Raw genomic sequence first — 26,970 nt, 5'->3', positions numbered from 1 at the left:
CAGACTCGAACACATGTTTTCTACCATTTTCCCGCATTGGTGGATAACTTCTCCTCCACAAGGCCAGCGCGGAGTAGAGCCCCCCTGCCTGAGCTCAGCACTCCGCCCCGAAGAACGGCACCCGGATCTGCGCCATTCGCTCGTCGCCATCCTGCTGCACCGCGAACACCACGCATTCCGGCCCGTCGACGATCGTGAGGGCGGGATAGCTGGCATACCCGTCGCATCCGGGAAGCCGCACGCCGCGCCGCGCGCCGAGCAGGAGCTCGTAGGCGGTCAGCGACCCCCAGCGGTCCCAGGTCGAGACGAACAGTCGGGCGTCCCTGGGCGAGAGAATCGACACCTCCCCACTCACCCCTGGCGCCAGCTGGATGCTCGTGAGCCAGATCCGTCGATTCGGGTCGAACCCGGCGGGGACCGCCACCGGCCGCGTCAGATCATCCGCTGTCGGCGGGTTGTCCCAGGTCCACGACCACAGCCCGTCGGTGTCGAGCCGGCCCTGAAGGTGCTGCTGCTGGATGGCGTCCTCGGCGGCCAGCATGCTGCTGCAATCCGATGCCGGCTCCGGCTCGGGGACCGTGCACCCGGCCAGCACGAGGACGAACGCGACGGCCAACGCCGACGCGACAGTCGGCATCGCTCCACTCCGCCTCCGCCGGTGCATGCACCCAGCCTACGAACACGGCCACCCACAGGGCACTACAGTGGAACCGACCCCTTCACCGGATGTGGTGAGGTGCGTGCGTCCCCGCTCTGGGGCGGCAGGTTGTTCCGCCGGAAGTTCGACCGGCATCCCCATGTCGCTGCCACCTTTCGGAGAATCCATGCCTCGCCTCATTCACTACGGCGCCATCGCCACCGCCACCGCCCTCCTGTTGGCCGGCTGCGCCGCGAACGCCCAGGAGCCGTCCACGAGCCCGAGCTCGCGGACCGCGATCGACAACTGCGGGACGACCGTCGACCTGACCGCGGCCCCGCCGGAGCGCGTCATCACCATCAAGTCCACCTCGACCGAGATGCTCCTCGCCCTCGGCCTCGGCGACCGTATCGTCGGCACCGCGTTCCAGGACGGCCCGGTGCCGGAGAAGTGGGCCGACGCCGCAGCCGGTCTCCCGGTGCTCGCCGACAAGGTTCCGTCGCAGGAGGTCGTGCTCGAGGCCGAACCCGACTTCGTGTACGCCGGATGGGAGTCGAACTTCTCCGCCGACGGCGCCGGAACCCGCCCAGACCTCGACGCCCTCGGCATCCGGACGTACGTCTCACCCGCCGCCTGCAAGGAGGACGCCTACAAGCCGGAGCATCTGACCTTCGCCGACATCGACTCCGAGATCGGGGAGATCGCCGAGATCTTCGGGGTCGACGACACCGACCTGCTCGCCGCCCAGCACGCCACCCTCGCCTCGGTCGAGAAGGACACCCGCAGCCTGAGCGCACTCTGGTTCTCCTCCGGCTCCGACATCCCCTACGTCGGTGCGGGGATCGGGGCGCCGCAGCTCATCCTCGACACCATCGGGGTGCGCAACATCGCCGCCGACGTCGAGGACACCTGGGCGAGCTACAACTGGGAGAGCGTCATCGCGGCGAACCCCGATGTCATCGTGCTCGTCGACGCGTCGTGGAGCACGAAGGAGAAGAAGATCCGCGTGCTCGAGGAGAACCCGGCGACCGCACAGCTCGACGCCGTCAAGAACCACCGCTACCTCATCGTGCCGTTCGCGGCGAGCGAGGCCGGCGTGCGCACGGTGGACGCCGCGGCCGACCTCGCGAAGCAGCTGGCGGCGCTCGACCTTGGCTAAGAAGATCTGGGCGGTGACACTCGTCGCCGCACTCCTCGCCTCCATCACCTTCGCCGTCACGTTCGGCCCCGCGAACATCACGCCGGTCGAGGTCTGGGGCTCGATCGCGCACCACCTCGGGTTCGGCCAGTCCTCCCTCCCGCCGCTGCGCGACAGCATCGTCTGGGAACTGCGCCTGCCGCGCGTGCTCACGGCCGCGGCCGTCGGCGCGGGGCTCGCCCTCGCGGGCGTCGTCATGCAGGCCATCACCCGCAACCCGCTCGCCGACCCCTACCTGCTCGGGCTCTCCTCTGGCGCCTCGCTCGGCGCCGTCGCCGTCCTCCTGCTGGGCAGCGCTCTCCTGCTGCCGGTCGCCGCGTTCCTCGGCGCCATGGTCGCCCTCGCCGCGACGCTCCTGCTCGCCGGCGCCTTCGGCCGCATCACTCCCGGGCGTACTGTGCTCGCCGGCATCGCCGTCTCCGCCCTCGCCGGAGCCGTCACGAGCCTCGTCATCTTCTGGACTGTCACGGGCGACTCCTACCGTGAGATCCTCGGCTGGCTGCTCGGTTCCCTCGCCGGAGCTCGCTGGCCGGCGGTCGGCATCGGCCTCGCCGCGATCGTCGTCGCCGGCATCCCGATCATGCTGAGCGGCCGCGTGCTCGACGCCTTCGCGTTCGGCGACACCTCGGCGGCGACCCTCGGCGTCAACGTGCAGGCGACCCGCTGGATCATGCTCACTGCGACAGCCCTCCTCACCGGCGCGATGGTGTCGGTGAGCGGCGCGATCGGCTTCGTGGGGCTGATCCTCCCCCACGCGGTGCGGCTTCTCGTCGGCCCGAGGCACCGGATGCTGCTCCCGCTCTCCGCGCTCGTCGGCGCGAGCTTCCTCATCTGGGCCGATACCGCGGCACGCTCCCTCTTCGACCCGCGCGAGCTGCCGGTCGGCATCGTCACGGCGATCATCGGCGCCCCCGTCTTCGCCGCACTTCTCGCCCGCCGGAGGGTCAACTCGTGAACGGCCTGGAGGTCCGTGGGATCAGCGTTCGCATCGACGGCACCCTCATCATCGACGGCGTCGACTGCACGGCACCGGCCGGCACGGTGACGGCGCTCATCGGCCCGAACGGCGCGGGCAAGTCCACCCTGCTGCATGCCCTCGCCGGGGTGCTTCCGCTCGACGTGGGGGCGGATGGCCCAGTCGGCGCAGGCGGCCCCGGAGACGAAGGCCGCCCTCCCGGCCCCGCAGGCATCCGCTTCGCCGGCGGCGACCTCCTTGCCCTTCCGCGCCGGGCCAGGGCGCGAACCCTTGCCCTCGTCGAGCAGGATGCCGGCACCGAGCTGTCCCTCACCGTCGCCGAGGTCGTCGCCCTCGGGCGCATTCCCCACCAGGGATACTTCGCCGACGAGACCGATCATGACCGCGAGCTGGCGCGCGCAGCCCTCGAATCAGTCGGCATGACCGACTTCGCCGACCGCGACGTGACGGAGCTCTCCGGTGGCGAGCGCCAGCGCGTCCTGCTGGCCCGCGCCCTCGCACAGGAGCCCCGACTTCTCCTGCTCGACGAACCGACCAACCACCTGGACATCGCCGCCCAGCTCACGACCCTGAGGCTTCTCGCCGGGCTCGCCGCCGATGGGGTCACCGTGGTCGCAGCCCTCCACGATCTGACGCTCGCCGCCGGCTACAGCGACAACGTCATCGTGCTCTCCCATGGGCGAGTCGTCGCCTCGGGGCCGACGGCGGAGACCCTGACACCCGCACTCATCGGCGAGGTCTACGGGGTCGAGGCCGACATCCTGCGGAACCCGCGCACCGGCCGGCCGATCGTCGCCCTCAGCCCGCGCGGGTGACCATCGCGGTGCGGGCCGAGGCCGGAAGGCCGAGGAGTCCGACCAGCCGCGACCAGATCGACCGCGGTGCGAGAGCCGCGATCAACCGGGTGCGGATGCCCATGGACGCCCGCATTCTCGACGCGATCCGGGTGACCTGCTCGACCTGCACTGCACCGGATCCCCCCGTCCCGCCGGATGCTCGCGCAAGGCGGGGCGCCCGACCGTCGCCGTCCGCCCGCACGGCCGGCCGGCCGAAGCTCTCCCGCTCGACCACGCCGAGGGTGCGCTCGAGGGCTGCGGCATCCGCATCGACGAGGCGCGCGGCCTTCGCGATCGCGCGCGCGGCCTCCCTGGGCGTCGTCGTCTCCTCGATTCCGAGGCCGAGGTCCTCCGCGGTCTGCAGCAGCTCCCGCCATCCGGTCGCCGCTGCGGGGGAACCGCGAGAGAGCCTGCGCATCCGCATGCTGCGCTGCAGCGCGCGCACGATCGCCGGGGCCAGAAGCAGGAGGAGCATGGCGAGCACGATGAGCGCGGGCCAGAGCCAGGCGAGGGATGCCGCCGCCGCGTTCCCGGCAACCGTCGGGTCGTCGGGATCGACCGGTGGAGCGATGCTCGTCGGGCTCGATGTCGGGGTGGGGGTCGACGTCGGGGTCGGATCGGTCGACGGCGGAATCGGTACGCCGGGGGTGGCCTCGTCGGCGTAGGTGGGGACGAAGCCGAGCCCCGGCGTCGGCTCGAACCGAGTCCAGCCGATGCCGTCGAAGTAGAGCTCCGGCCAGGAGTGCACGTCCCTCGTCGTGACACGGAACGACACCCGACCCTCGACGAGGTCATCCTCCTGGGTGCCGGGGAGGAACCCGACCGCGACGCGTGACGGGATGCCGAGCGTGCGCGCCATGACGGCCATGGCCGAGGCATAGTGGATGCAGTATCCGCTCCTGGCCCCGAGGAATTTGGCGAGCACCTCCATGCCGTTTCCGTCGTAGTCCTGCTCGACCGGTGCGGTCTCCGAGTAGGTGAAGTCGCCGTCGCGGAAGAACTCTTGCAGGGCGACCGCCATCCCGTAGTTGCTCGTCGCAGCGCCGGCGACCGTGCGCGCGGTGTCGGCGATGATGGCGGGCATGCCCTCCGGCAGGTCGAGGTACTTCTGGTATCCGGGCGGCACGACCGAGCCGGCACTCGTCAGCTGCTGCGGGGTCGGCTGCACGAGGAGGCTCTCCGCGCGGTAGGCCTCGCCGCGCGCTGCCCGGTCGGGGCTCGTCAGTGTCAGGTCCTCCGAATCCCAGAACCAGTCGCCGCTCAGACCGCTCACCCTCGTCACCGGATACGGCACCGGAAGCCACGGGCTGCCGAGGTTGGAGACGTCGATCCAGGTGGTCTCATCCTCGAAACCGACATCCTCCGCGAGTCCGGGCACCGGGCCGATCGTCGACGGGCGGTTGCCCCGCTCGATCGTGGGCGGATCCGGCTCCCAGGTCTCCGCCGTGAAGTTCTGCAGGCTCACGAGGCGCAGATAGGTCGGGGAATCGGTGCGCGAGCTGTACCTGAGCACGGTGCGCGGCAGGTTGCGCCGCAGGTCGTCGCCGAGGTTCAGCACCGGGTTGACACCCGCGAGATACCCGCTGAAGGTGTCCCCGGTCGCCTGCGACTCGTCGACGGGGGGAAGCACGAGTGGCGTGACCAGCGCCACGACGACCGCGACCGCGCCGAGCCCGAGGGTTCGGCCGGTCTGGCGCAGCGGCTGCCCAGCACGCAGGAGGACGAGCCAGGCGATCGCGGCCAGCATGAAGACGAAGAGGTCGGTGAGGTCGATGCCGATGAAGGCCGGGATGCCGAGCACGATCGCGAGGGGAACGCCGGCGAGCGCCGGCCGCCGCCACGTGGCCGCGATGAGGTCGGCGACGATCGCGAGTGAGCCGATCCCGAGGCAGAGCAGGAACATGATGCCGAAGGTGACCTCGGCGGGCCCCGACTGGGCGCTGATCGACAGTGCTCCGGCCTGGCCGAGGTCGCCGAACTGCACGAGCGTTCCCAGGGTGGGGATGAGGAAGAGGAAGGCGGTGCGGGCCGCGAAGAACAGGGTGAGGATGACGAGCAGCACGATCGATGAGACGACGGTCGGCAACCACCGGCGCGGACTCGCGGCACGGCTCGCCGCCGCTGCACCCAGGACGGCGACCACGACGAGGAAGACGCCGAACCACCAGAGGATCCCCTGCAGCAGCGGGTACAGTCCGGCAGTCACGACCCCGAAGCAGAACAGCAGCGCGACGCTGATGCGCCACGCACCGGCCGCCCTCACCTCAGGCCCTGGCACGACGCACCTCCCGAAGCTCGGCCGCCGCGAGCCACACCGCTGCGAGGTCGTCGGTGGGTCGCACCGCGATACAGATCCACCCCGCATCGTGCAGCGGCCCGAGCACGATCTCGTTGTGCGGGTTGACGACGAAGGCGATCGCGACGTCGAACTGGGCGCGCTGGGCCACGAGCCGGTCGACGGTATGCGGTTCGGCGTCCGCGACGATCGCGAACACCGAGCCGAGTGCACGACCGGGGTCCGGCAGGAGGCTGAGGATGCCGCGCCCAGGGCGCTCGTCGACGAGCGAGACGGCCGCGAGCGACTCGAGGAAGTCCTCCGGATGCTCCGGCGAGCTGAGCTGCCGCAGCCCCGTCTCGATGACCTCGACGGTGAATCCGATGCGCTGCAGGTGCAGGGCGAGCGAGGCGGCGAACGAGACGGCCCACTCGAAGCTGTCGCTCTCCGGCTCCTGGTCGACGGGCGGAGCGGTGTCGCGGTATCCGGCCCGCCTGGTGTCGAGCAGAATGCGCGCCTGCGCGTGGCTGCGCTGCTCCTCCTGGCGCACCATGAGCTCGCCGTGGTGCGCCGAGGCGCGCCAGTGGACCCGCCGGAGCGGGTCGCCGTAGCGGTACTCGCGCGTCATGAGTTCGTCCTCGCCGCCCGTGTTCCTGCGCTGCAGTGCGCGCGCGGATCCCTCGTCGGCCGCGATCGACTGGCCCGTCACCGGCAGGATAGCGATCCGCGGCGTCACCACGAGCTTCTGGCGCGCGCCCACCACGATCTCACCGCGCGCGAGCTGGAACGGGTCCCCGAAGTCGACGACAAGCGGCCCGATCTCGAACACGCCGCGGCGGGGAGGGTCGAGGACGTAGTCGACGAGCACGGCGCTGTCCTGCCCGAACGGCCCCCGGTTCCGGGTGAGCGGACGCAGCCTCGCCGTCGGGGTTCCGTAGGGCGACCACGGCCACTCGTCGCGCCAGCCGGCCTCCCCCGTCTTCGCGGATCCGAGATTGCGCACCTCGACGGCGACGCGGACGGGGCTGCCGGCCTCGGCGACGGCGGGCGAGAAATGCCGGGCGACGCCCATCCGCTGCCGCCGGAACCGCACGAAGGCGAGCGCGAGCAGTGGCATCCCCGCCAGCAGCGACCCGAGGTACAGGAGCTCGGTTCGGGCGAGCGGATAGGCCGCGGCGATGAAGCACAGGCCGGCGATCAACAGGATGCGCCCGCGCCCGGAGAGCCCGAAGCTGCGGCGGCGGCGGGGCGCCCTCGGCCGCCTGGACCTCGGACGACGACGCGCCGCCTCCGAACTCCCCTTGCCCGCCATGCCGGAGGCTACGCGGGCTCGCCTGCGCCGAGGGGCACGGGCGTCGCCGCGACGATGCGGTGGATGATGTCCGCGATGCTGTTCGACTGGAACGCGGAACCGGTGCCGGCGATGCGCGCGGCGGCGATGAGCCGATGCCCTAGCACGGGGACGGCGAGCGCGTCGATGTCGTCGGGAAGCACGAACTCGCGCCCGTCGAGTGCCGCGCGCGCCTTGGCCGCGCGTACGAGGTGCAGCGTCGCTCGGGGGCTCGCACCGAGGCGCAGTTCCCGGTCGCGCCTGGTCTCCTGCGCGATGCTCACTGCATACTGCTCGACCGCCTGCGACACGTAGATGCCCCGTACGGCGGCGATCATGCCGCTCAGCTGGCCGAGTGAGATAACCGGGACGAGACTGTCGAGCGGGCTGGTCTTCTCCCGCGTGCGGAGCATCGCGAGCTCGGCGACATCATCCGGATACCCCATCGAGATGCGCACCATGAAGCGGTCGCGCTGGGCTTCGGGGAGGGGATAGGTCCCCTCCATCTCGACCGGGTTCTGTGTGGCGACGACCGTGAACGGACGGGCGAGCGGATACGTCCGACCGTCGACGCTCACCTGGCCTTCCTCCATGCTCTCGAGCAGGGCCGACTGCGTCTTGGGGCTCGCCCGGTTGATCTCGTCGCCGATGACGATGTTCGCGAAGACCGGCCCCGGCTTGAACTCGAACTCCCGGTCGGCCTGGTTGAAGACCGAGACCCCGGTGATGTCGGAGGGCAGGAGGTCGGGGGTGAACTGGATGCGGTTGACCGTGCAGTCGATCGAGCGCGCGAGCGCGCGCGCGAGCATGGTCTTCCCGACCCCGGGGACGTCCTCGATGAGCAGGTGCCCCTCGGCGAGGACGGTCGTGAGGGCGAGCTCGACGGCCTCCCTCTTGCCGTCGATGACGGTCTCGACGCTGCGCACGATCTCACGGCTGAGCGCGTGGAAATCTGCGTAATGGACTGTGTCAGCGGTATCGGTCACCGAGCACCTCTCCCTGTCGCGGCCCGCGCGGGTCTGCGGGCCGACATCTCCTGAGCCTAACTTCCGTCATGCCAACCTGCCCACGAGTTTCACCGTACGCGATACGAGCGACGGTGGCAGCATCGTGGCCCGAAGCCTGTCGTTGCCGTCCGCACCGGCCTTGAGGCATCGGAGCACGATGGCCAGATCGTCGGCGAGCCCGGACCGCACATCGATGACTCGCGACTCTCCATACCCCGCGGTTCCGTCCCGTGTCGGCCTTCCGTAGCCCTCCCGTTCGATGGCGCGCCCGATCCGGTCGAGGGCTTCGCGGCCCGCGTCGCTCATCCCGCGCACGCGGTGGAGGCGCGCGACTGCTTCGCGCGGGGTGAGCGTCCTGCTCACGGTCACCCCGATGTCCTCGGCGGATTCCATGACCTCGTGCCAGGCCGAGGCGGCGGTGCCGCGACCCGCTCGCAGCGCTGCCAGGCGCCGTCGGCGCCGCATCCAGCGCAGGCCGGCAGGGAGGAAGACGATCCCGAACAGCAGGACGACCACCCCGCCGATCGCGAGCCAACTCGACAACTGGCCGCTGGAGAGCCACCTCACGACGGTCGGTCCCTGGTCGATCTGCGGGGCGGATCCATCGTCCAACCCCGACTCGGGATTGCTGGGAACGGCGGGAGGCCCCTGGACCACCGGCACCCCCGGGGTCGTCGCGTTCGCGTAGTCGGGGATGTTGCCGCGACTCGGTGTCGGCTCGAACCGAACCCAGCCGATCCCCGCGAAGTAGAGCTCCGGCCAGGCGTGCAGGTCTTTCGTGGTGACCTCGAAGAGGCGCCGGCCGCGGTCGCTGCCGTTCTGGAGGGCACCCGGCTGGAAGCCGACGATGATGCGGCTCGGAATGCCGAGCTCGCGCGCCATGACCGCCATGGCGGAGGCGAAGTGGATGCAGTAGCCCCGATGCTGCTCGAGGAACGCCGCGACGACATCCACACCCGTTCCGTCGTATCCGTCCGTCACCGGGGCGGACTCCGAGTACTGGAACGGCGCCGACCGCAGGTACTCCTGAAGCGCGAGGGCTCTCTCGTAGTTGCTCGACTCGCCCGCCGTGACCTCCCGCGCGGTCGCGGCGATGATCCCGGGGGTGTCCGGCGGCAACGACAGATACTCGCCGAAGCCGTCCGGGACGCGCGAGCCCGCGGCCAGCAGCTGGTCGGGGGTGGGGGTCAGCACGACACTCGAGACCGTGTAGTCCTCACCGCGTGCGAGGGACAGGTTGCTGGCCACCGTGAAGGACTCGGGGAGGTACTGCCACGAGCCGTCGAGTCCGGTGATGCTCGACGCGGGGTAGGGCACCGGGAGCCACGGACTCACCAGGTTCGCGACATAGACGTAGGTGACCTCGTTTTCGGTTGTCACCCCCACGGCGAGCCCCGGCGGGCGCGGGAAGTCGACCGGCCGGTTCTGCGAATCGAGGCTCGGCTGGCTCGGCCCCCAGTCCGAGCTGAAGAAGTCGGAGACCTCGACGAGTCGCAGGTACTCCCCCCGCCCGGAGACGGTGCTGTAGGTCAGGGCGACGTGGATGTCTGTGCTCCTCAGGTCGTCGCCGAGGCGCAGCATCGGGTTGACCCCGGTCGACACCGTGGGGCCGAGTCCGCTGCTCGTCGCCGTGAGATCCGTGCTCGGCAGCGCACCGGGCAGGACGAGTCCGCTCAGCACGGCCGCCACCCCGATCGCGACCGTCGGTACGAGCTGCCCCGCTCGCCCGACCTGCGCTCGCCCGACGAGCAGGAGTGCGAGATAGGCGAGGGCACTGGCCGCGAAAAGCCATCCGTCGGTCGTGCCTTCCGGCGTCATGCCCGGCACGAGGAAGATGGCAGCGAGCGGCAATCCGGCGAGGGCGGGCAGGCGCAGTGAGAACGCGAATATCTCGGCCGCGAGGAGCAGTGCGGTGGCCCCTGCGGCAAGCAGGAAAGAGATCGGTTCGTCCGCGGTCGCCGGCACGTTCTGCCAGGTGATCGAGTAGCCGGCGTCCCGGATGAGGTGCCGGAACCGGTCGACGACCGCCGCCGTGGGAATGAATCCGAGCAGGGCGGCATCCGAGGCGAACCGGATGACGATGGCCGCCGCCGCGAGCATCGCGCCGGCGAGGGGGCCTGCGATCCGTGCGACGACCGGATGCCCGCGCAGCAGGGTGCGGACGGCCAGTCCGCCGCCGAAGACGAGTACCGCGAGCACCAGGCAGAGCACCAACCACGCCCCGCCCTCGAGGATCGTATGGAGCCCACCGAAGGTCACCGCGAACGCGAGCAGGAGCACGAGCACGCGGGGAAGCTCCCTGCGCATCCCGCCCGAGGAGGTCGTGTTCCGCCGCTCAGTCATCGGCCGCACCCCCCAGCGCATGCCATGCGGCCGCGACGCCTTCCCCGTCCACGACCCGGTGCACGGTCCAGCCGGCGCGCTCCAGCCGTTCGGCCGGGTCGCCTGCGGGCGAGCCGCCGCGAGGGCGGCCTGGGCCGGGAGGGCCGAGCAGGAACGCGACCGCGAGATCGAAGGAGCCGCGCTGCTCGAGGAGCGCATCGAGCGTCTCGCCATCCGGATCGTCGAGCACAGCGAAGAGCGAGCCGACGCTGTCCGCCTTCGGTTCTGCGAGGATCAGGGCGGGGCCGTCCTGGTAGCTGAGCCGCACGCGTGCGAGGCTCTCGACGAAGTCGTCGACGTGGTCGGCATCCGCAAGCTGGGCGACGGCCGTCTCCATCACGCGGACGCGAAGCCCGCCCTTCACGAGGTGATCGCGCAGCGAGGCGACCATGCTGAGCGCCCACTCGAAATGCTCGCTCTCCGGCCGATCGGTCGATGGCGTGCGCGAGACGTCCCGGTAGGAGCCGCGTCGCGTGTCGACGAGGATGAGGGCTTCGGCGTGGCTGCGCTTCTCGTCCTCGCGCACCATGAGGTCGCCGTGGTGGGCTGATGCCTTCCAGTGCACGCGGCGCAGGGCGTCGCCGGGGCGATAGTCGCGGGTCATGATGTCGTGCTCGCCCGCGAGTGCGCGGTGCTGGAAGAGCCTCGCCGACCCGCTGTCGGAGGCGATGTCGACCGCGCCCTGGCTGAGGTCCACCGTCTCGGGGGCCACGACGACGCGCTGCCGGTCCCCGACCGGGAACTCGCCGCGCGCGAACCCGAACGGGTCAGCGACCTCGATCACGAGCGGGCCGAGCTCCGGGATGCCGCGCCGGGGCGGAGTGAAGGCGTACTGCAGCGAAAGGCTCGCACCGGCGTCCATGACCGGCAACCCCTGCCGGCGCGTCGCCCCTGGGCTCCACGGCAGATAGTCGCGCCAGTGGGCGGGCGAGGACTTCGCCCCGGCGGTGTTGCCGAGCCGCAGCCTCGCCGACCCGGTGGTCCCCGCCGTCACGATCGCCGGGGTCGTGAACCTGGCCACGGAGAGCCTCGGCCGCATCCGCACGACGAAGACGAGGGCGAGGAGCGGAGGGATGCCGCAGAAGCAGGCGATGATGAGCAGTTCGGGCCAGCCCGCGATGTAGGCGACGACGAGGGCGAGCACTCCTGCCGCGAGCACGGTACCGCCGCGCAGGGTGAGCGTCACGACCCTCCCCCGGCGCTGCACCGGGCGGCCGAATCGAACAGCTGTGTCCATGGCCACTCCATCGGGGGCCCGCGGGCTCCCCGGATACGAGTCTTACAGTTTCCGCCCCATTTCGGCAGTGAATAGGCTCCGATTGCTGCCACCCTCTCGGATACCCTGATCCCATGCGCCTGCGCCTCGCGACAGCCACCGCCCTCATCGTCGCGACCGTTCTGTTGCCGGGTGCAGCAGTCCAGGCAGCGCAGGACGATGCCCCATCCGCCGTGCCCGCGACAGTGAACGACTTCACCTTCACGTCGATGGCGGTCGACTACCACCTCGGCAGGGACGCGGGAGGCAACGCGATCCTCCGAACGGTCGAAACACTCGAGGCCGTCTTCCCGGACTTCGACCAGAACCACGGGATCGAACGGGCCATCCCGCTGAAGTACGGCGAAGCGAACCTCGGCCTCACCGTCCTGAGCGTGAGCGATGGGGCGGGAACCCCGCTCGACTACTCCCGCAACGACCACGACGGCTTGGCGGTGCTGCGTATCGGCAGCGCAGACCGCTACGTGCATGGCGCGCAGACCTACCGCATCGAGTACACCCAGCGCAACGTCGTCGGCTCGTTCGCGGACACGGCGTCCGACGAGTTCTACTGGGACGTCAATGGCACCGGATGGGCGCAGCCGTTCGGTGCGGTGAGCGCGACGGTGCATCTCGACGACGGGATCGCCGCCGACCTGACCGGCAACATCGCCTGCTACCAGGGCTACGAGGGCAGCACAGACCGCTGCACGATCACGCAGGCCGGCGACACGATCAGGGCGAGCACGACCGACCTCGACCCGTACCAGACGATGACGATCGCGATCGGGTTCGACCCCGACGCGTTCGTGGACCCGCCGCTCGCGCGCAACCACTGGGTCTTCGCCATCCTGCCGTGGGTGCTCCTCGGCCTCACCGGAGCGGCGTTCCTCTTCATCATCATCGTGCGCATCGCGGTGTGGCGGGACGCCCGCGGCAGAGGCATCATCGTGCCGGAGTACGCACCCCGTGCCGACGTCTACCCGATGCTCGCCGCCGAGCTCCTGCAGCGCGACAGTGCAGCCCTCCCGGCGCAGATCGTGGGATTCGCCGTCCAGCGTGCCCTTGCCATTCGGGAGCGCCCGAAGAATCCGAAGGCCACGCGCTACAAACTCGAACTCCTCGCCGGGTGGGCGGCCGTGCCCGAGCAGGAGGTGACGAGCCTCAAGACCCTCTTCGGCAAGCTCGGCGTCGGCCACACAGTGGTGTTGAACGGTAACGACCCCAAGCTCGGTGACCGTCTTCTCGCGCGCAGGCTTGCTGTGTCCCGCGAGGTCAGGGAACGCGGCTGGCGGGCCAAGCCGACGACGAGGCTTTCCCGCATCCTGCGCTGGTCGACGTTCGGGATCGCGGTGGCCGCCATCGTGGTCTGGTTCTTCGCGGTCAACCTCGAGGCCGACGGCACCGGCGTGTGGCTCGCGGCGATCCTGTGCCTGGTGGGCTGGATCGTCGTCGCCGCCCTCGCCTCCCCTCCCTGGATCATGACCGACGATGGCGCCGCCGTACGCGACCACCTCTACGGGCTGAGGGACTACATTGCGCTCGCCGAGGCGGACCGCATCCGGATGCTGCAGGCACCCGACACCGCGGAGCGGGTGGATGTGACCGACGAGTCCGCCGTCATCCGGATCTACGAGAAGCTGCTGCCCTACGCGATGATCTTCGGCGTCGAGAAGGGCTGGATCGCCGAACTCGGCCGCCACTACGCGCAGACCGAGTCGCCGGGCTGGTACACCGGATCGAGCGGTGTCGCGAGCGTCGCGACATTCTCGAACTCGATCGGCTCGACCTACTTCGCGCCGACACCGCCGCGGTCATCCAGCGGCGGCTCGTCGTGGAGTTCGTCGGGCGGCAGCTCGTCATCCGGCGGGTCGAGCGGCGGCGGCTCCTCCGGTGGCGGAGGCGGCGGCGGGGGCGGCGGAGGCTGGTAGCGCTACTCCGTCGGCGAGGATTGCCCGTCTCGGAAGCCCTCGGCATAGGCCTCGTCGCTGCCGAGCCGGAACAGGTCGTCGGCCGCAGAGCGGATGATCGCGCGTGCGCCGGGCTCGTCGAGGTCGCCCACGAGGTGGCCGAGTCCCCGGATGACCGCGACCGGCAGCCCGGACGACTTCCCCTTCACGAGGTCCGCCGTCGCGGCGATCTCATCCGCCACCGCGGCGATCGTGGCCTCGAGGCGGCGGCCGGAGGCATCCGTCGTGCCGCGCAGGTCGTCGAGCACCCTGAGACCGGCCGCGCCGATCGCGACATCGGTCTGGCCGAGACGCCAGGGGCGGCCGAGTGTGTCGGTCACGACGACGCCGATGCGCACGCCGAACCGCTCGCGCAGCGCCGCACAGATCGCGCGGGCGGAGGCATCCGGATCGACGGGGAGGAGCAGTACGAGGCCTTCCGGGGTGTTGCTGGAGTCGACGCCCGCCGCGGCGAGCACCAGGCCGAGCCGGTTCTCGACGATGCGGGTCACGCCACCCGGGTGCTCCTTCGTGGCGACGACCCGCACGGTCTCCGCGGTGATCGCGTCCTCGCGATCGGCGGCCTCTACCTGGCGTCCCTCAGCCTTGGAGACGATCTTGCTCGTGACCGCGACGATGTCGCCGTCTGCGAGGGGTCCCTGCTCCGCGGCGGCCATGGCCTCGGCGATGATCGCAGCGAGATCGTCACCGGCGGTGATCTCGGGGATCCCGTCGACCGTCCATGCGCCGAGCGTCCCCATCAGGCAACCAACTTCGGCAGCACGTCGCGACCGAAAACGTCGATCCATTCGCGCTGGTTACGGCCGACGTTGTGCAGGTAGACGCGGTCGAAGCCGAGATCGAGGTGCCGCTGGATGGCGGCGCGGTGCACGTCGGGGTCCTCTGAGACGACCATGCGCCCCTCGAAGTCCTCCGGCCGCACGAGCCGGGCGAGCTGCTCGAACTCGAAGGGAGAGCGGATGTCGGAACGCGGAAACCGCAGGCCGCCATTCGGCCACTCCGTTACGGCGTTCGCGACCGCCTCCTCGAGGGTCGGAGTCCAACTGAGGTGCAGGCGGAGCACACGGGTTCCCGGGCCACGGCCCACCTCGCGCGCACCCTCGGCGAAGCGCGAGAACAGGGCGGGGATCTTGTCGTAGCCCGCGCCGTCGATGATGATGCCGTCGACCGTGCGCCCCGCCCGCTTCGCCGTCACCGGCCCGGAGGTCGCCACGAGGATCTCCGGGGCGACGGGCGGCATCGTCCACAGCCGCGTCGACTCGAGCGTGAAGTACTGGCCGGAGTGCTTCACGTCGCGGCCCGCCAGGGAGGCGCTGAAGAGCTTGTGGATCAGTTCGACGGCCTCGAACATCCGGTTGATGCGTTCCGCCGTCTCCGGCCAGTAACCCCCCGTGACGTGCTCGTCGATCGCCTCCCCCGAGCCGACGCCCAGCCAGTGACGCCCCGGATACAGGGCGGCAAGGGTCGCGCTCGCCTGGGCGACCATGGCAGGGTGCCAGCGGTAGCCGGGAACGGTCATCCCGGTTCCGAGGTCACCGCTCGTGACCTGGCCCATCGCCCCGAGCACCGTCCAGGCGAACCCGGCCTCCCCCTGCCTGGGCACCCAGGGCTGGAACCGGTCGGCCGCCATGACACCGCTGAACCCGGATGCCTCGGCGTGTGCGGCGAGCTCGACCGCCTCGGCCGGCGCGAACTGGTCGAGCGCGGCGCCGAAGCCGATCTGCGGACCGTTGCCCGGGCTGACGCCCGCGCCGGACCGCGAGCCGCCGGACGAGCGGTCGTGCAGGCTGCCGCGCCCGGTCATCCGCCCTCCTGGGTGCGGCGCTTCTCCTCGAGTTCCGCCTCGAGCCTGCGGATGCGGTCGGCTTTCTCGCTCGCCTCGATCTCCCGCTCGAGGGCGGCCAGCTCGGCCTCGGTGTCCCGCGCGACGGGCGCCGGCGCCTCCCAGCGACGAGGGTCGCCGAAGCTGCCGCGGTCGGCAGGCGCCGCATACTCCCGGCCGACCGTGAACCAGAGGATCGAGCCGACGAGCGGAATGATGATGACGATGACGATCCAGGCCAGTTTCGGCAGGTGCTTCGCCCGCGAGGGATCGATCGTGATGATGTCGGCGAGCGCCCCGATCATGAGCAGCAGGAGCAGGACCGAGAACACGAGGTACATGATCAGCATCCTAGGGAATCGCCGGGCGAGGCGTCGGTCAGCCGATGGCCGGGAGGCATCCGGTCGGCCCGGCGTAACGGATGTATAACTACGGCACCGGATGCCGCGTCGCGCGTTGCGCGCCGACCGCCCGCGGCAGTAGGTTGGTACCCGCGCCACAGACGAAAGGAGGCCAGCGTGTTGATGACAACAATTCCGGGAATCTCCCGTACCACCGCCGGCTTCGTCTGCGTTCTCCCCGCCTGATCGGTTCTGGGCCACCCACGCCTGATCGACTTCGGGTCTCCATGACCTGATCAGTTCTGCAGCGCCGTCATTGGCTCAGCATCGCCGACGAGCGGTGGTGACGCTTTCGAAGCCCCGACTCCACAGGCTCGGCACATCCGCGCCTTCGGCGACCTCGTCGCCGTGCCAGCACGATCCAGCACAGAACGAACATGCAAGGACAACACCATGAACACCGTATTGACGACTCACCGCAGTCGCCACGAACATCCGCCCCAACCGGCGGAAACGCAGTACCGCTACGAGGTGCGCAGGGTCGGTCTCGCCGACCGTGTCGCACTGCACCTCGGTGTCGCGCTCGTGAAGTGGAGCCGCCGGCCCCTCACGGTCGAAACCCGCGAACGCCGTGCCAACCGGGTCGAGCACCTGCTCGCCCGCCTCGCGCGCGAACGTGAAACCGAGAGGATGCGCTACCTGAACGTTCCACGCCAGTGATGCGCGCCGAACGAGGGCCGCCGCCGGAGCACTCCCCCGCCCTGGGGAACGCGTCCGGCGGCGGCCCTTTCCTTTGCTGGGGTGCTTTCAGGGTGCCGGGGGCGTGAAGACCGGGATGCCTGCGGCGACCGCTGCCTCGCGGTAGGCCTGGGCGAGCTGGGCGAGAGAGGCGTGTGCGTTGAGGCCGCTCGGATTCGGCACGACCCAGAGCTGCGCACCCGCAATCGACTCCGGCTGTCGGCCGACCACGGCATTCTTGCGCTCGAACGCGACCCGGTAGGCCGTGATGCCGAGCATCGCGACCACGGCGGGTCGAAGCGCGGCGACCCGCTCGGTGAGCTCAACGGCCCCTGTGCGCAGTTCGCTCTCCGATAGTTCGTCCGCGCGCCGCGTGGCCCCGCGAACGAGGCTCGTGATGCCGACGCCCCTCGCCAGGATGTGCGCGCGATCGGCGGGGTCGAATCCGACAGAGGCATCGACGATCCGATCCAGGATGCCGGCGCGGAACAGCGCAGGATAGAACCGGTTGCCCCGCCTGCTGAAGTGGGCCTGGACGGCAGCGGTGTGCAGGCCGGGGTTGATCCCGACGAGGAGCATCCGGATGCCCGGCCCGGCGAGATCGGGAAGGCTCACGCCGTAGAACGCCTCCAGCTCGGCATTCGTGAACCCCACCACTTCACTGTAGCCCCGGCAGCCCTGCAGCCCGGGCCGCTGTGCGCGCTACCGAACGCGGGCCACCCGGGCGCGCTACCCGAGCGCGCGCAGTCGCGGCGCGAGGTCGCGTTCGAAGAGTTCCTGGAAGCGCGCCTGGTCCTCGCGGGGGTCGTGGAAGACGAGGTGGTTGAGGCCCGCGTCGATGTACTGGCGGATCTGGGCGACCACCTCATCCGGGTCGGAGCCGACGATCCAGCGCGAGGCGATCTGCTCGATCGGGAGGGCATCCGCCGCCGCCTCCATCTCGATGGGATCGGTGATGTCGTGCTTCTGTTCCTTGCTGAGCGCGAGCGGAGCCCAGAAGCGGGTGTTCTGGAGGGCCGCATCCGGGTCGGGGTCGTAGGAGAGCTTGATCTCGATCATCCGGTCGATCGACTCCGCATCACGGTCGGCGGCGTCGGCGCCCTCCGCGACGGCGGGGAGCAGCTCCTCGGTGTAGAGGCCCATGCCCTTGCCGGAGGTGCAGATGAAACCGTCGCCAGCGCGCCCGGCATAGCGGGCCACGACGGGTCCGCCGGCCGCGACGTAGACCGGGACGGGCGCATCCGGCCGGTCGTAGATCGAGGCGCCGTGCGTCGAGTAGTACTCGCCGTCGAAGTCGACGCGGTCCTCGGTCCACAACCGGCGCATGAGCTGGATGGCCTCGCGCAGGCGGGCGAAACGCTCCTTGAACTCGGGCCAGTCCTGTTCTCCCGCGCCGCGGAATCCGGTCGCGATCTCGTTGAGCGCCTCGCCGGTGCCGACACCGAGCAGGATGCGCCCGGGGTAGAGACAGCCCATCGTCGCGAACGCCTGGGCGATGACGGCCGGGTTGTAGCGGAACGTCGGCGTCATGACCGAGGTGCCGATCGTGATCGTGCTCGTGCGCTCCCCGACCGCCGCCATCCAGGCGAGCGAGAACGGCGCATGGCCACCCTCGTGCCGCCAGGGCTGGAAGTGGTCGCTCACCGTCACGCTCTCGAAGCCGTGGGCTTCGGCGGCGACCGCGTACTCGACGAGGTCACGGGGGGCGAACTGTTCTGCGGAGGCCTTGTAGCCGAGTTTGAGGGGAAGCATCCGTATCTTTCTAAGCCGGCGGCGTCTGCAGGTACTCGGCGACCGCCGAGGGCACGTACGGGCTCACGTCGCCGCCGAGCGCCGCGACCTGCCGCACGAGCGAGCTCGACACGTGCGCATGGGCCGGATCGGGCAGGAGGAACACCGTCTCGACGCCGGCGAGGTTGCGATTGACGATCGCCATGGGCGTCTCGTAGGCGACATCCACCTGCGAGCGCACGCCCTTGACGAGCACGCTCGCACCGACATCCGTGCAGTAGTCGACGAGCAGACCGACGCTCCAGGAGGTGACGCGGATGTCGCCCTTGAGCCCGGCATCGGTGATCGCCTTCTCAATGAGCGAGACGCGCTGGGCGACCGGCAGGAGCGCGGTCTTGTCCGGGTTGTGGACGACGAGCACGTGGAGTTCGTCGAAGAGGCCCGCTGCGCGGTCGATCACGTCCAGATGACCGAGGGTGATCGGGTCGAACGACCCGGGAACGACGGCGATCCTGTGCATGTCCCAACCCTATCCGCCCGAGAGGGCTTCCCTCTCAGGACTTGGCAAGGAAGTCGCGCTCGGACTCGTCGAGACGGCGGTCGAGGGCCTCGCGCAGCGCCGGATGCCCGGCGAGCGTCGGATCGTCGGCGAGCACCTCCTCGGCGAGCCCCCTCGCCTCGAGGATGAGGTCGCCGTCCTTCGCGACCCGCAGTAGCCGCAGGCTCGACCGACCGCCGGACTGCACGCCGCCGAGCACGTCGCCCTCCTGCCGCAGTTCGAGATCCATGAGAGCGAGCTCGAACCCGTCGAGGGTCGCCGCGACGGCGTCGACGCGCTCCCGGGCGAGACTGCCGTCCTCCGCGCCGGTGACGAGCAGGCAGAGCCCCGGCACGCCGCCGCGACCGACCCGACCGCGCAACTGATGCAGTTGCGAGACGCCGAACCGGTCGGCGTCGAGCACGATCATCGCCGAGGCGTTCGGCACGTCGACACCGACCTCGATGACGGTCGTGGCGACGAGCACGTCGATCTCGCCAGTCGCGAAGGCGCGCATCCGGGCGTCCTTCTCGTCGCTCGTGAGGCGGCCATGCAGGGCTTCGATGCGGGCGGCGGCCAGCAGCGGGTTGGCGCGAAGCATGGCGAGCGTGTCGGTGACGTTGGCGACCGGCCGCGCGGCCTCGGTCCCGTCGAGTCCGGGACCGGGCGTGGGATCGGGCGGCAGCTCGCCCGCTTCCGGATGCGCGGAGTCGATCGCGGGGCAGACGACGAAAGCCTGTCGCCCGAGTGCGAGCTCCTCGGCGAGGCGCTCCCAGATGCGCGCCTGCCAGCCCGGCCTTTCGGCGAGCGGTACGACGAAGGTCTCGATCCCCTGTCTGCCCTGCGGGAGCTCGGCGATCGTGGAGATGTCGAGGTCGCCGAACACGGTCATGGCGACGGTGCGCGGGATGGGGGTCGCGGTGAGCACGAGCACGTGCGGCGGCACGGTGCCCTTGCGGCGCAGCGCCTCCCGCTGGTCGACGCCGAAGCGGTGCTGCTCGTCGACGACCACGAGGCCCAGGTCGAAGAACTCGACGGATTCGCTCAGCAGCGCATGCGTTCCGACGACGATGTGCGCCTGCCCGGAGACGGTCGCGAGCGTGGCCTTCCTCCGGTCGGCGACCGGCAGCTGGCCGGTGATGAGAGTCGGCCGGAGACGAGCGGCGAGATCCGGCCCGAGGTTCGCGACGATCGATCGCAGGTGCTGGCCGGCGAGCACCTCGGTCGGCGCGAGCAGCGCGGACTGTCCGCCGCTGTCGGCGACCGCGAGCATTGCCCGCAGCGCGACGACGGTCTTGCCTGAGCCGACCTCGCCCTGCAGCAGCCGGTTCATGGGTTCGGCCTTCGCGATGTCGGCGGCGACCTCCGCACCGACGACCAGCTGGTCCGAGGTCAGGGTGAAGCCGAGCGCCGCGTCGAACTGCTCGAGCAACCCACCCTGCTTCGGCAGCCGCGGTACGGCGGCCTGCTCCTTGAGCCGCTGGCGCTGCTCGAGCAGGGCGACCTGCAGCACGAAGGCCTCCTGGAATCGCAGCGCAGCGCGCGCCGACTTCCACTCGGTGTCGACCGTCGGCCGGTGGATGAGCTCGAGGGCACGGGAGAACGGGACGAGCCCGCGCGCGTCGCGCACGGCATCCGGAACCGGATCGGCGAGCGCAGGCAGCGTGTCGAGCACGACCCCGATCGCCTTCTGCAGCTGCCAGCTCGCGACGGATGCCGTGGCCGGGTAGATCGGGATGGGCGTCTGCGCCCAGGCCGCCGCCTGCGCATCGCGCAGTCCTTCATCGCCTGGCTGCTCCCCGCCAGGCCAGTCGTGCGGCTCGAAGAGCTCGTAGTCGGGGTGGGCGAGCTGCAGCGTCCCCCGGTAGTCGCCGACCTTGCCGGCGAAGATGCCGCGCACCCCCGGCCGCAGGTCTTTGATGCGCCAGGCCTGGTTGAAGAAGGTGAGGGTGAGCCTGCCCTTGCCGTCGGTGATGACCGCCTCGAGGATCGTGCCCTTCCTGGCGCGCATGGGCCGCTCGCGCACCTCGATGACCTCGGCGACGATGGTCACGTTCTCGTCGCGCGGCAGATGGCTGAGTGCGGTGAGCTCTCCGCGGCGGGCGTAGCGGCGCGGGAAGTGCATGAGCAGGTCGCCGACCGTCGCGAGCCCCAGGCCCTTGGTGAGCGCAGCCGCGGTGCGCCCGCCGAGCGCACTGCTCAGCTTCGCGTCGAGGGGTGAGGCCACACCAAGAGATTAGCTGCGCCCGGGATAGTAGGTTGGCTGCGTGACGAGGATCATCGCGGGGTTCGCCGGCTCACTTGCCCTTGCGGTGCCCGGCGCAGGGACCCGGCCTACGAGCGACCGGGTGCGCGAGGCGATCTTCTCGGCGCTCGAGTCGCGGGACGCCATCCGCGATGCGCGGGTGCTCGACCTGTATGCGGGGTCCGGCGCGCTGGGCCTCGAAGCCGCGTCGCGCGGGGCAGCATCCGTAACCCTCGTCGAGCGCAACGCCGCTGCCGCACGCGTCTGCCGGGAGAACGCCGAACGAGTACGCCGGAACGCTCCGAAGACCGGTGTACCGGACAACATCGCCCCGGAGATCGTCGTCGTGCACCAAGCGGTGCAGGCCTTCCTCGATGCGGGGCTCGCCGCGGGCGGAGGTCCGAACGCAGGCCCCTGGGATCTCGTGTTCCTCGACCCTCCCTACGAGCTCGGCGACGACGAACTGCTCGCCGGCCTGCGCACGCTCGTCCCGCTCCTCGCCCCGGATGCCGTGGTGCTCCTCGAGCGCGGCGCCCGCTCTCGGGAACTCGCCTGGCCACCACCCCTCCAGCTCGACCGCAGCAGGAGTTACGGCGACACGACACTCTGGTGGCTCGGTCTCAGTGAGGACGACTCGCCCCGGTAGGGTGTAGACCGCACGTCACCCCCGAACGGGGGGAGCTGAGGGGAGCCGGCATGAGAACTCGCACGCGCATTCTGGGGATCGCCACCGTCCTGGCCGTCGCCGTTCCGCTCGCCGCCTGCACGGGCGGCACCGAGGACCCGCTGCCCAGCGTGACGGTGGAGAGCCTCACGGTCCCCGACTCGATGCTGCCGACCGAGGCCGTCATCGACCGCGACAGCGAGTTTCTCGCCGCATCCGGCGACCTGCCGCTCGCGTTCGGCGGCTCGGTCACCGAGCCGGGCGAGACTTCGGTTCCCGCCGTCTGGGTCTCGGATGACGCCACGACCTGGCAGCGCACGATCGTCGACTCCGACTTCGACGGCTCGTTCGACGGCGTGCTCGCAGGCTCCTCGGAGCGCGCGGCCCTCGGGGGGCTCGCCTGGAAGGACCGCGCCTACAGTTCGGTGCTCTGGACATCCGAAGATCGCGCCAACTGGGAGTCGGTCGAACTTCCGGATGCCTTCCTCTCGACCTATCGCCTGAGCATCCTCTCCGTCGTGGGCACCCGCATCTTCGGGATCGGCGTGTCGACGGAGGGCGAGGCAGCGGGCTTCGTCGTCTCGGGCGACAGCGCCGCCGAGATCTCCCTGCCGGAGCTCGGCGACGACGAACTGCTCTCCCCCTCCTCGCTCACCGGCGAGGGCTCGAACCTGCTGCTCGTCGCGCGCCCCGGCCCGGAGGGCGAGCCGGCCGCCACCGTCTCGTTCGTCTCGACCGATCGGGGCAAGAGCTGGTCGGACCCGGTGGAGATCGCCGACTCGACCGCCGGCGTCGCAGGGGTCGCCTGGACCGGCACGGAATACGTCGCGACCGGGTGGAGCCCGCGCACGACGGCGGGCGGCGCGAGCGATCGCGCGAGCTCCTGGGTGTCGGCCGACGGCTCCTCGTGGTCGAAGGAAGCGGTGCCCGCTCCTCCGGAGGACGGCCCGTTCTTCCTCGTGGATGTCGCCGATGAGTGGTTCGGGGCTCCCTCGACCGCAGGCGGTATCGTGACGGTGGTCGCGGCGAACGCGAACGCGGCGATCAGCGCGCTGTTCACGCGGTCGGCATCCGGCGTCTGGTCCTTCACGGGGACGACGAGCACGAACGAGGCATCCGGGGGAACCGGGATGGCGGTGCCGCTCGGCGACGGGGCAGGCACCGCAATCGGCGGCGATGCGACCGCCGCGGTGCTCCTCGGCTCGAGCGGATACCTGCGAGCCGGGACCTTCGCCGGCAGCAGCTATCGGGGCGGCGCGACGCTCGCCAGCCGCCAGTTCCTCGCCCTCGTGAACGACGCGTTCCCGGGACCGGAGGGCATCGACCTCGTGCTGCGCAAGCGTGTGTTCACCGTCTCGGAGAATCTCGACTGGCGCAACACGAGCGAGTACAGCCTCGCCGGCTACTCGGGCGGCGACACCGTCTCGACTTCGCCCTGGGATCCGGAGATTCTCGGCAGCCTCCTCAATGTGACCATGGCAGCGGATGCCGACGGCGGGCAGATCATCACCGGTTCAGCGTTCCCGAAGGGCCGGTCCGTGATCCTCGCACAGGGCTTCTACCGCGCAGACGAGAATGTCGACTGGGTGCCGATGACCGGCTTCAGCGACGAGGGCTCGACCGAGTTCTTCGCGCTCGCGAGCACGGGGGACGGCTGGGTCGCGGTCGGCGACTACCGCACGAGCTCGAACGCCGGAACGCCGTCCCATGCCACCGCGTGGCAGTCGACGGATGGCGTGGCCTGGTCGCGGGCGGCGGGCGACTTCGGCGACGGGCTCCTGGAATCCTCGCTCGCGGATGTCTGCATCCTTCCCGATGGGACTCCGATCGGGATCGGCTGGACCGAGGTCAACACCGGCTCGTACCGGATGACGGCGTGGTCGCCCGACGGCGACTCCTGGGCGCACCGCGACCTCGGGGAGTTCGGTGAGCGCGAGGGCTTCGGGTCGAGCTGTGCGAACGACGACGCCGGGGTCGTGGTCTCGGCCACGATCGGCGGGCGGGACGTGCTGCTGCGGACGACGACCGGCGCCGATTGGCGTCAGGTGTTCAAGGCCGAGCGCGGCGTGAACCTCTACGACCCGGTCACGGTGCCCGGCGGTTTCGCCGCGGCCGGCGGCTGGGCGAACGACACGACGGCGGGCGCGGTGGTCTGGCTCTCGCGTGACGGCATCCGCTGGACGCCGGTGTCGATCCCGAGCCTCAACCCCGACTCCACCAATCTCGTGGCCGCCTACGGCGACGACCTGCTCGTGGCGCTGCCGGCCGTCTCAGGTGACCCGCTGCTCGTCGTGCGCGACATCGAGAAGGTCATCGACGAGCTCGTGCCGAAGGCGGAGAAGTAGCGAAGTCAGTCTGCTGAGCGATCCCACCCGGTGAACGGGTCCCACCCGGTCGCCGGATGCGGCACGCCGTCGAGCAGGATGCGGCTGGCATCCGCGCTCACGACCGCGCCCACCCGACGGAAACCGCCGGGCAGCTCCACTCCGGGCGGGAACGTCGCGAAGAGGGAGTGGTCCTCTCCCCCGCCGAGCGCGAGCTCAGGGTCGTCCCCGAGGGCACTGCTGTCGAAGTCGATCGACACTCCGCTCGCGTCGGCGACGCGCGCAGCATCCTTCGCCAGTCCGTCGCTCAGGTCGAGCATCGCGGTGGCTCCGGCGAGCGCGGCAAGCGGACCATCCCCGATGGGCGGTGCGGGGGCGAGTTGGGAGCGGGCGCGATCGCGCAGGGCAGCAGCGCGGGCCGCATCCGGAACCCCATCGGCGTCCACAGCCTCGGCGAAGAGCAGACGGAGAGCAGTGGCCGCAGCACCGAGCGGGCCGGAGACCGCCACCACGTCGCCGACCCTGGCACCGGAGCGCAGTACAGGCACCCGGCCCTCGAGGTCGCCGAACGCGGTCACCGCGATGGTGAAGGTGTCCGAGGCCGAGAGGTCACCGCCGACGACGCCGCAGCCCGGGGCGAGCGCCTCGCAGGCGTCGCGGAACCCGTCGGCGATGCCTTCGAGCATCGCGACCGGGGTCGCGGGCGGCGCGGCGATCGCCACGACGAGCGCTGTCGGCACCGCCCCCATCGCGGCCACGTCGGAGAGGTTGGATGCCGCCGCCTTCCAGCCGAGGTCGTGAGGCGTCGACCAGGCCAGCCGGAAGTCGGGTCCGTGCACCATGAGGTCGGTGGTCACGACATAGCGGCCATCCGGGGCCGCGACGATCGCCGCATCGTCCCCCGGGCCGAGAAGCTGTGCGGCCGCGGCGGGCAGCCTCGGGAAGATGCGGGCCAGCACGCCGGACTCGCCGAGGTCGCCGAGAGTCTCGGCCGAGCCGGCATCCGTTGGCATGCTCACACGGTAGCCTGAAAGCGATGTCTCCGTCTCTTCGGCGCGTGCTCGCCATCGCGCTCGCCCCCCTCGCGCTCCTCGCCCTCGCAGGATGCGCGCCGATCGTTCCGATGGTGGCGGCCCCGGACGCGCAGAACCCCGAGTGCGCCGAAGTGATCGTGCGGCTGCCCGACGCGATCGAGGATGCCGCCAAGCAAGGCTCCGGCAACGAACCGGTAGGCGTCTGGCTGAAACGGGAGACCGACGCGCAGGGCACCGGCGCCTGGGGCAACCCGGCGGCGATCCTGCTGCGCTGCGGTGTGGCCGTACCAGGACCCACGACCCAGCAGTGCGTCACGCTCAAAGGCATCGACTGGCTGCGCGACGACAGCGGGGCGCCGAACTACGTGTTCACGACGTTCGGGCGAGACCCCGCGATCGAAGTGATCGTCGACGGGGAACGGGCATCGGGGACCAACGCGCTCGTCGACCTCAGCAACGCGGTCGGGTCGATCCCGGCGACGGGGGCGTGCACGAATCCGGATGACGTGCTCGGGGTGCCCGAGCCCACGCCGTCGCCGTAGGCATCGCGTACGGCTTCCTTCGTAACGCCTACCGCTCGGCCTCGAGGCCCAGGTCGATGAGCTCGGTGATGAGCTCGGGATAGCTGAGCTCGCTCGCCAGCCAGCACTTCGGGAACATGGAGATCGGTGTGAACCCCGGCATGGTGTTGATCTCGTTGAGCACGAACCCCGATGGGGTCAGGAAGAAGTCGATCCGCGCCAGTCCCGAGCCGCCGATCGCCTCGAAGGCACGCGCCGCGATGCGTTGCAGGTCGGCGAGCTCACCGTCCCGCAACTCGGTCGGGCACACCAGTTCCACGCCTGGCGCGTCCAGGTACTTGGCTGCGAAATCGTAGAACCCGCCCTCGGCCACGATGACCTCGCCGGCCAGCGACACCCGCGGCACCCCGCCATCCCGTCCACCGAGCACCCCGCACTCGATCTCGCGCCCGACGATCGCCTGCTCGACGAGCACCTTGCCGTCCTCGGCGAATGCGGTCGCAAGCGCGGCATCCAGATCGTTCCAGTCGTCGACCCGGCTGACCCCCACCGACGACCCGGCCCTCGCCGGTTTGACGAACACCGGCAGGCCGAGCGAGCGGGCGCGACTGCGCCACAGCTCGCTGTCACGCGCCCATCCGGATGCCGTGATCGTCACCCAGGGAGCGACCTCGATCCCGGCCGCCTCGAGCACGGTCTTCGTGAAGTGCTTGTCCATCCCGAGCGCGGAGGCGAGAACACCGTTGCCGACGTAGGGGATCCCACTGAGCTCGAGCAGCCCCTGGAGGGTGCCGTCCTCGCCGAAGGGCCCATGCAGGATGGGGAATACGATGTCGACCTCACCCAGATCGCGCACCGTACCGGCGGCATCCGTCATCGTGAACTCGCGAGTGCGCGCACTCTCCGGAAACCGCACGCGCGAACCGTTGTCGACGACCTCGGGAAGCGCACCGGGGTCGAGCCGGAACCGCTCGGGGTCGTCGACCTCGAGCACGAAGGCGCCGTCGCGCGTGACCCCGATCGGGATCACGTCGAAGCGGTCGCGATCGATCGCCGCGAGCACGCCTCCCGCCGTCGCGCAGCTGATCGCGTGCTCGCTCGAGCGCCCGCCGAAGACGAGGGCGACCCGTGTCCTGCGTGCCATGG

Annotated in this window: 23 protein-coding genes; 8 read left to right on the top strand and 15 right to left on the bottom strand. The window is 70.6% G+C overall.

Annotated elements, in window-relative coordinates:
* Nucleotides 1-94: 94 nt before the first annotated feature.
* On the bottom strand, nucleotides 95-637 hold the full coding sequence (locus ABD678_RS13770; RefSeq protein WP_344757672.1) for a hypothetical protein: 543 nt from the start codon (nucleotides 635-637) through the stop codon (nucleotides 95-97).
* A 187-nt stretch (nucleotides 638-824) separates the two neighbouring features.
* Here ABD678_RS13770 and ABD678_RS13765 point away from each other — a divergent pair, with 187 nt between their 5' ends.
* The 3 genes from ABD678_RS13765 to ABD678_RS13755 are packed head-to-tail and all read left to right on the top strand — an operon-like array spanning nucleotide 825 to nucleotide 3,626.
* Nucleotides 825-1,796, top strand: a complete 972-nt coding sequence (locus ABD678_RS13765; protein WP_344757671.1) for a putative F420-0 ABC transporter substrate-binding protein — start codon at nucleotides 825-827, stop codon at nucleotides 1,794-1,796.
* Nucleotides 1,789-2,790: a putative F420-0 ABC transporter permease subunit gene (locus ABD678_RS13760; RefSeq protein ID WP_344757670.1), complete on the top strand. Its 1,002-nt coding sequence runs from the start codon at nucleotides 1,789-1,791 to the stop codon at nucleotides 2,788-2,790. The genes ABD678_RS13765 and ABD678_RS13760 overlap by 8 nt, the downstream gene beginning before the upstream one ends.
* Complete coding sequence (locus ABD678_RS13755; protein WP_344757669.1) at nucleotides 2,787-3,626, top strand: ABC transporter ATP-binding protein; 840 nt, start codon at nucleotides 2,787-2,789, stop codon at nucleotides 3,624-3,626. The genes ABD678_RS13760 and ABD678_RS13755 overlap by 4 nt, the downstream gene beginning before the upstream one ends.
* Here the strand turns inward: ABD678_RS13755 and ABD678_RS13750 are convergent.
* From ABD678_RS13750 to ABD678_RS13730, 5 genes are all read right to left on the bottom strand, one after another.
* On the bottom strand, nucleotides 3,610-5,925 hold the full coding sequence (locus ABD678_RS13750) for a transglutaminase family protein (protein ID WP_344757668.1): 2,316 nt from the start codon (nucleotides 5,923-5,925) through the stop codon (nucleotides 3,610-3,612). The two genes, ABD678_RS13755 and ABD678_RS13750, sit on opposite strands and share 17 nt — an antisense overlap.
* On the bottom strand, nucleotides 5,912-7,234 hold the full coding sequence (locus ABD678_RS13745; RefSeq protein ID WP_344757667.1) for a DUF58 domain-containing protein: 1,323 nt from the start codon (nucleotides 7,232-7,234) through the stop codon (nucleotides 5,912-5,914). Before ABD678_RS13745 ends, ABD678_RS13750 begins: the two co-directional genes overlap by 14 nt.
* 8 nt (nucleotides 7,235-7,242) lie before the next feature.
* Nucleotides 7,243-8,238 (bottom strand): AAA family ATPase, encoded by a 996-nt coding sequence (locus tag ABD678_RS13740; RefSeq protein WP_425561996.1) that lies wholly within the window; start codon nucleotides 8,236-8,238, stop codon nucleotides 7,243-7,245.
* Nucleotides 8,239-8,304: 66 nt separating this feature from the next.
* Complete coding sequence (locus tag ABD678_RS13735; RefSeq protein ID WP_344757666.1) at nucleotides 8,305-10,602, bottom strand: transglutaminase family protein; 2,298 nt, start codon at nucleotides 10,600-10,602, stop codon at nucleotides 8,305-8,307.
* Nucleotides 10,595-11,878 (bottom strand): DUF58 domain-containing protein, encoded by a 1,284-nt coding sequence (locus ABD678_RS13730; RefSeq protein ID WP_344757665.1) that lies wholly within the window; start codon nucleotides 11,876-11,878, stop codon nucleotides 10,595-10,597. Before ABD678_RS13730 ends, ABD678_RS13735 begins: the two co-directional genes overlap by 8 nt.
* A 113-nt stretch (nucleotides 11,879-11,991) precedes the next feature.
* Here ABD678_RS13730 and ABD678_RS13725 point away from each other — a divergent pair, with 113 nt between their 5' ends.
* Nucleotides 11,992-13,827, top strand: coding sequence for a DUF2207 domain-containing protein (locus ABD678_RS13725; protein ID WP_344757664.1), 1,836 nt, complete (start codon nucleotides 11,992-11,994; stop codon nucleotides 13,825-13,827).
* 2 nt (nucleotides 13,828-13,829) lie between these two features.
* On the opposite strand, the gene ABD678_RS13720 is transcribed toward ABD678_RS13725, so the two are convergent.
* The 3 genes from ABD678_RS13720 to ABD678_RS13710 are packed head-to-tail and all read right to left on the bottom strand — an operon-like array spanning nucleotide 13,830 to nucleotide 16,029.
* Nucleotides 13,830-14,606 carry a coenzyme F420-0:L-glutamate ligase gene (locus ABD678_RS13720; RefSeq protein WP_344757663.1) on the bottom strand — a complete coding sequence of 259 codons (777 nt, stop codon included), beginning with the start codon at nucleotides 14,604-14,606 and terminating at the stop codon, nucleotides 13,830-13,832.
* Complete coding sequence (locus tag ABD678_RS13715) at nucleotides 14,606-15,670, bottom strand: TIGR03557 family F420-dependent LLM class oxidoreductase (RefSeq protein WP_344757662.1); 1,065 nt, start codon at nucleotides 15,668-15,670, stop codon at nucleotides 14,606-14,608. Before ABD678_RS13715 ends, ABD678_RS13720 begins: the two co-directional genes overlap by 1 nt.
* Nucleotides 15,667-16,029: a PLDc N-terminal domain-containing protein gene (locus ABD678_RS13710; protein ID WP_344757661.1), complete on the bottom strand. Its 363-nt coding sequence runs from the start codon at nucleotides 16,027-16,029 to the stop codon at nucleotides 15,667-15,669. Before ABD678_RS13710 ends, ABD678_RS13715 begins: the two co-directional genes overlap by 4 nt.
* A gap of 453 nt (nucleotides 16,030-16,482) precedes the next feature.
* Here ABD678_RS13710 and ABD678_RS13705 point away from each other — a divergent pair, with 453 nt between their 5' ends.
* Nucleotides 16,483-16,749 carry a 3'-5' exonuclease family protein gene (locus ABD678_RS13705; protein WP_344757660.1) on the top strand — a complete coding sequence of 89 codons (267 nt, stop codon included), beginning with the start codon at nucleotides 16,483-16,485 and terminating at the stop codon, nucleotides 16,747-16,749.
* Between the two features lie 87 nt (nucleotides 16,750-16,836).
* Here ABD678_RS13705 and ABD678_RS13700 read toward each other — a convergent pair whose 3' ends face one another.
* The 4 genes from ABD678_RS13700 to ABD678_RS13685 form a co-directional block, all read right to left on the bottom strand.
* Entirely contained in the window at nucleotides 16,837-17,421 is a 585-nt protein-coding gene (locus ABD678_RS13700) for a mismatch-specific DNA-glycosylase (protein ID WP_344757659.1), read from the bottom strand.
* A gap of 75 nt (nucleotides 17,422-17,496) precedes the next feature.
* Nucleotides 17,497-18,519 (bottom strand): glucose-6-phosphate dehydrogenase (coenzyme-F420), encoded by a 1,023-nt coding sequence (gene fgd, locus ABD678_RS13695; RefSeq protein ID WP_344757658.1) that lies wholly within the window; start codon nucleotides 18,517-18,519, stop codon nucleotides 17,497-17,499.
* 10 nt (nucleotides 18,520-18,529) lie between these two features.
* Nucleotides 18,530-19,018, bottom strand: a complete 489-nt coding sequence (gene coaD, locus ABD678_RS13690) for a pantetheine-phosphate adenylyltransferase (RefSeq protein ID WP_344757657.1) — start codon at nucleotides 19,016-19,018, stop codon at nucleotides 18,530-18,532.
* Nucleotides 19,019-19,052: 34 nt separating this feature from the next.
* A complete protein-coding gene (locus ABD678_RS13685) occupies nucleotides 19,053-21,263 on the bottom strand; it encodes an ATP-dependent DNA helicase RecG (RefSeq protein ID WP_344757656.1) in 2,211 nt (736 codons plus the stop codon).
* Nucleotides 21,264-21,303: 40 nt separating this feature from the next.
* Here ABD678_RS13685 and ABD678_RS13680 point away from each other — a divergent pair, with 40 nt between their 5' ends.
* Both ABD678_RS13680 and ABD678_RS13675 read left to right on the top strand, forming a co-directional pair.
* A complete protein-coding gene (locus ABD678_RS13680; RefSeq protein ID WP_344757655.1) occupies nucleotides 21,304-21,927 on the top strand; it encodes an RsmD family RNA methyltransferase in 624 nt (207 codons plus the stop codon).
* 50 nt (nucleotides 21,928-21,977) lie between these two features.
* Nucleotides 21,978-24,290: a hypothetical protein gene (locus tag ABD678_RS13675; protein ID WP_344757654.1), complete on the top strand. Its 2,313-nt coding sequence runs from the start codon at nucleotides 21,978-21,980 to the stop codon at nucleotides 24,288-24,290.
* A gap of 5 nt (nucleotides 24,291-24,295) precedes the next feature.
* Here ABD678_RS13675 and thiL read toward each other — a convergent pair whose 3' ends face one another.
* Nucleotides 24,296-25,282 carry a thiamine-phosphate kinase gene (gene thiL / locus ABD678_RS13670; protein ID WP_344757653.1) on the bottom strand — a complete coding sequence of 329 codons (987 nt, stop codon included), beginning with the start codon at nucleotides 25,280-25,282 and terminating at the stop codon, nucleotides 24,296-24,298.
* A gap of 23 nt (nucleotides 25,283-25,305) precedes the next feature.
* On the opposite strand from thiL, the gene ABD678_RS13665 reads away from it, so the two are divergent.
* Complete coding sequence (locus ABD678_RS13665) at nucleotides 25,306-25,845, top strand: DUF3515 family protein (RefSeq protein ID WP_344757652.1); 540 nt, start codon at nucleotides 25,306-25,308, stop codon at nucleotides 25,843-25,845.
* 28 nt (nucleotides 25,846-25,873) lie between these two features.
* On the opposite strand, the gene ABD678_RS13660 is transcribed toward ABD678_RS13665, so the two are convergent.
* Nucleotides 25,874-26,968, bottom strand: coding sequence for a D-alanine--D-alanine ligase family protein (locus ABD678_RS13660; RefSeq protein WP_344757651.1), 1,095 nt, complete (start codon nucleotides 26,966-26,968; stop codon nucleotides 25,874-25,876).
* Nucleotides 26,969-26,970 lie beyond the last annotated feature (2 nt).

Source organism: Leifsonella bigeumensis (genome assembly GCF_039537265.1).
GTDB lineage: Bacteria > Actinomycetota > Actinomycetes > Actinomycetales > Microbacteriaceae > Terrimesophilobacter > Terrimesophilobacter bigeumensis.
This window is presented reverse-complemented; position numbering and strand designations above follow the sequence as displayed.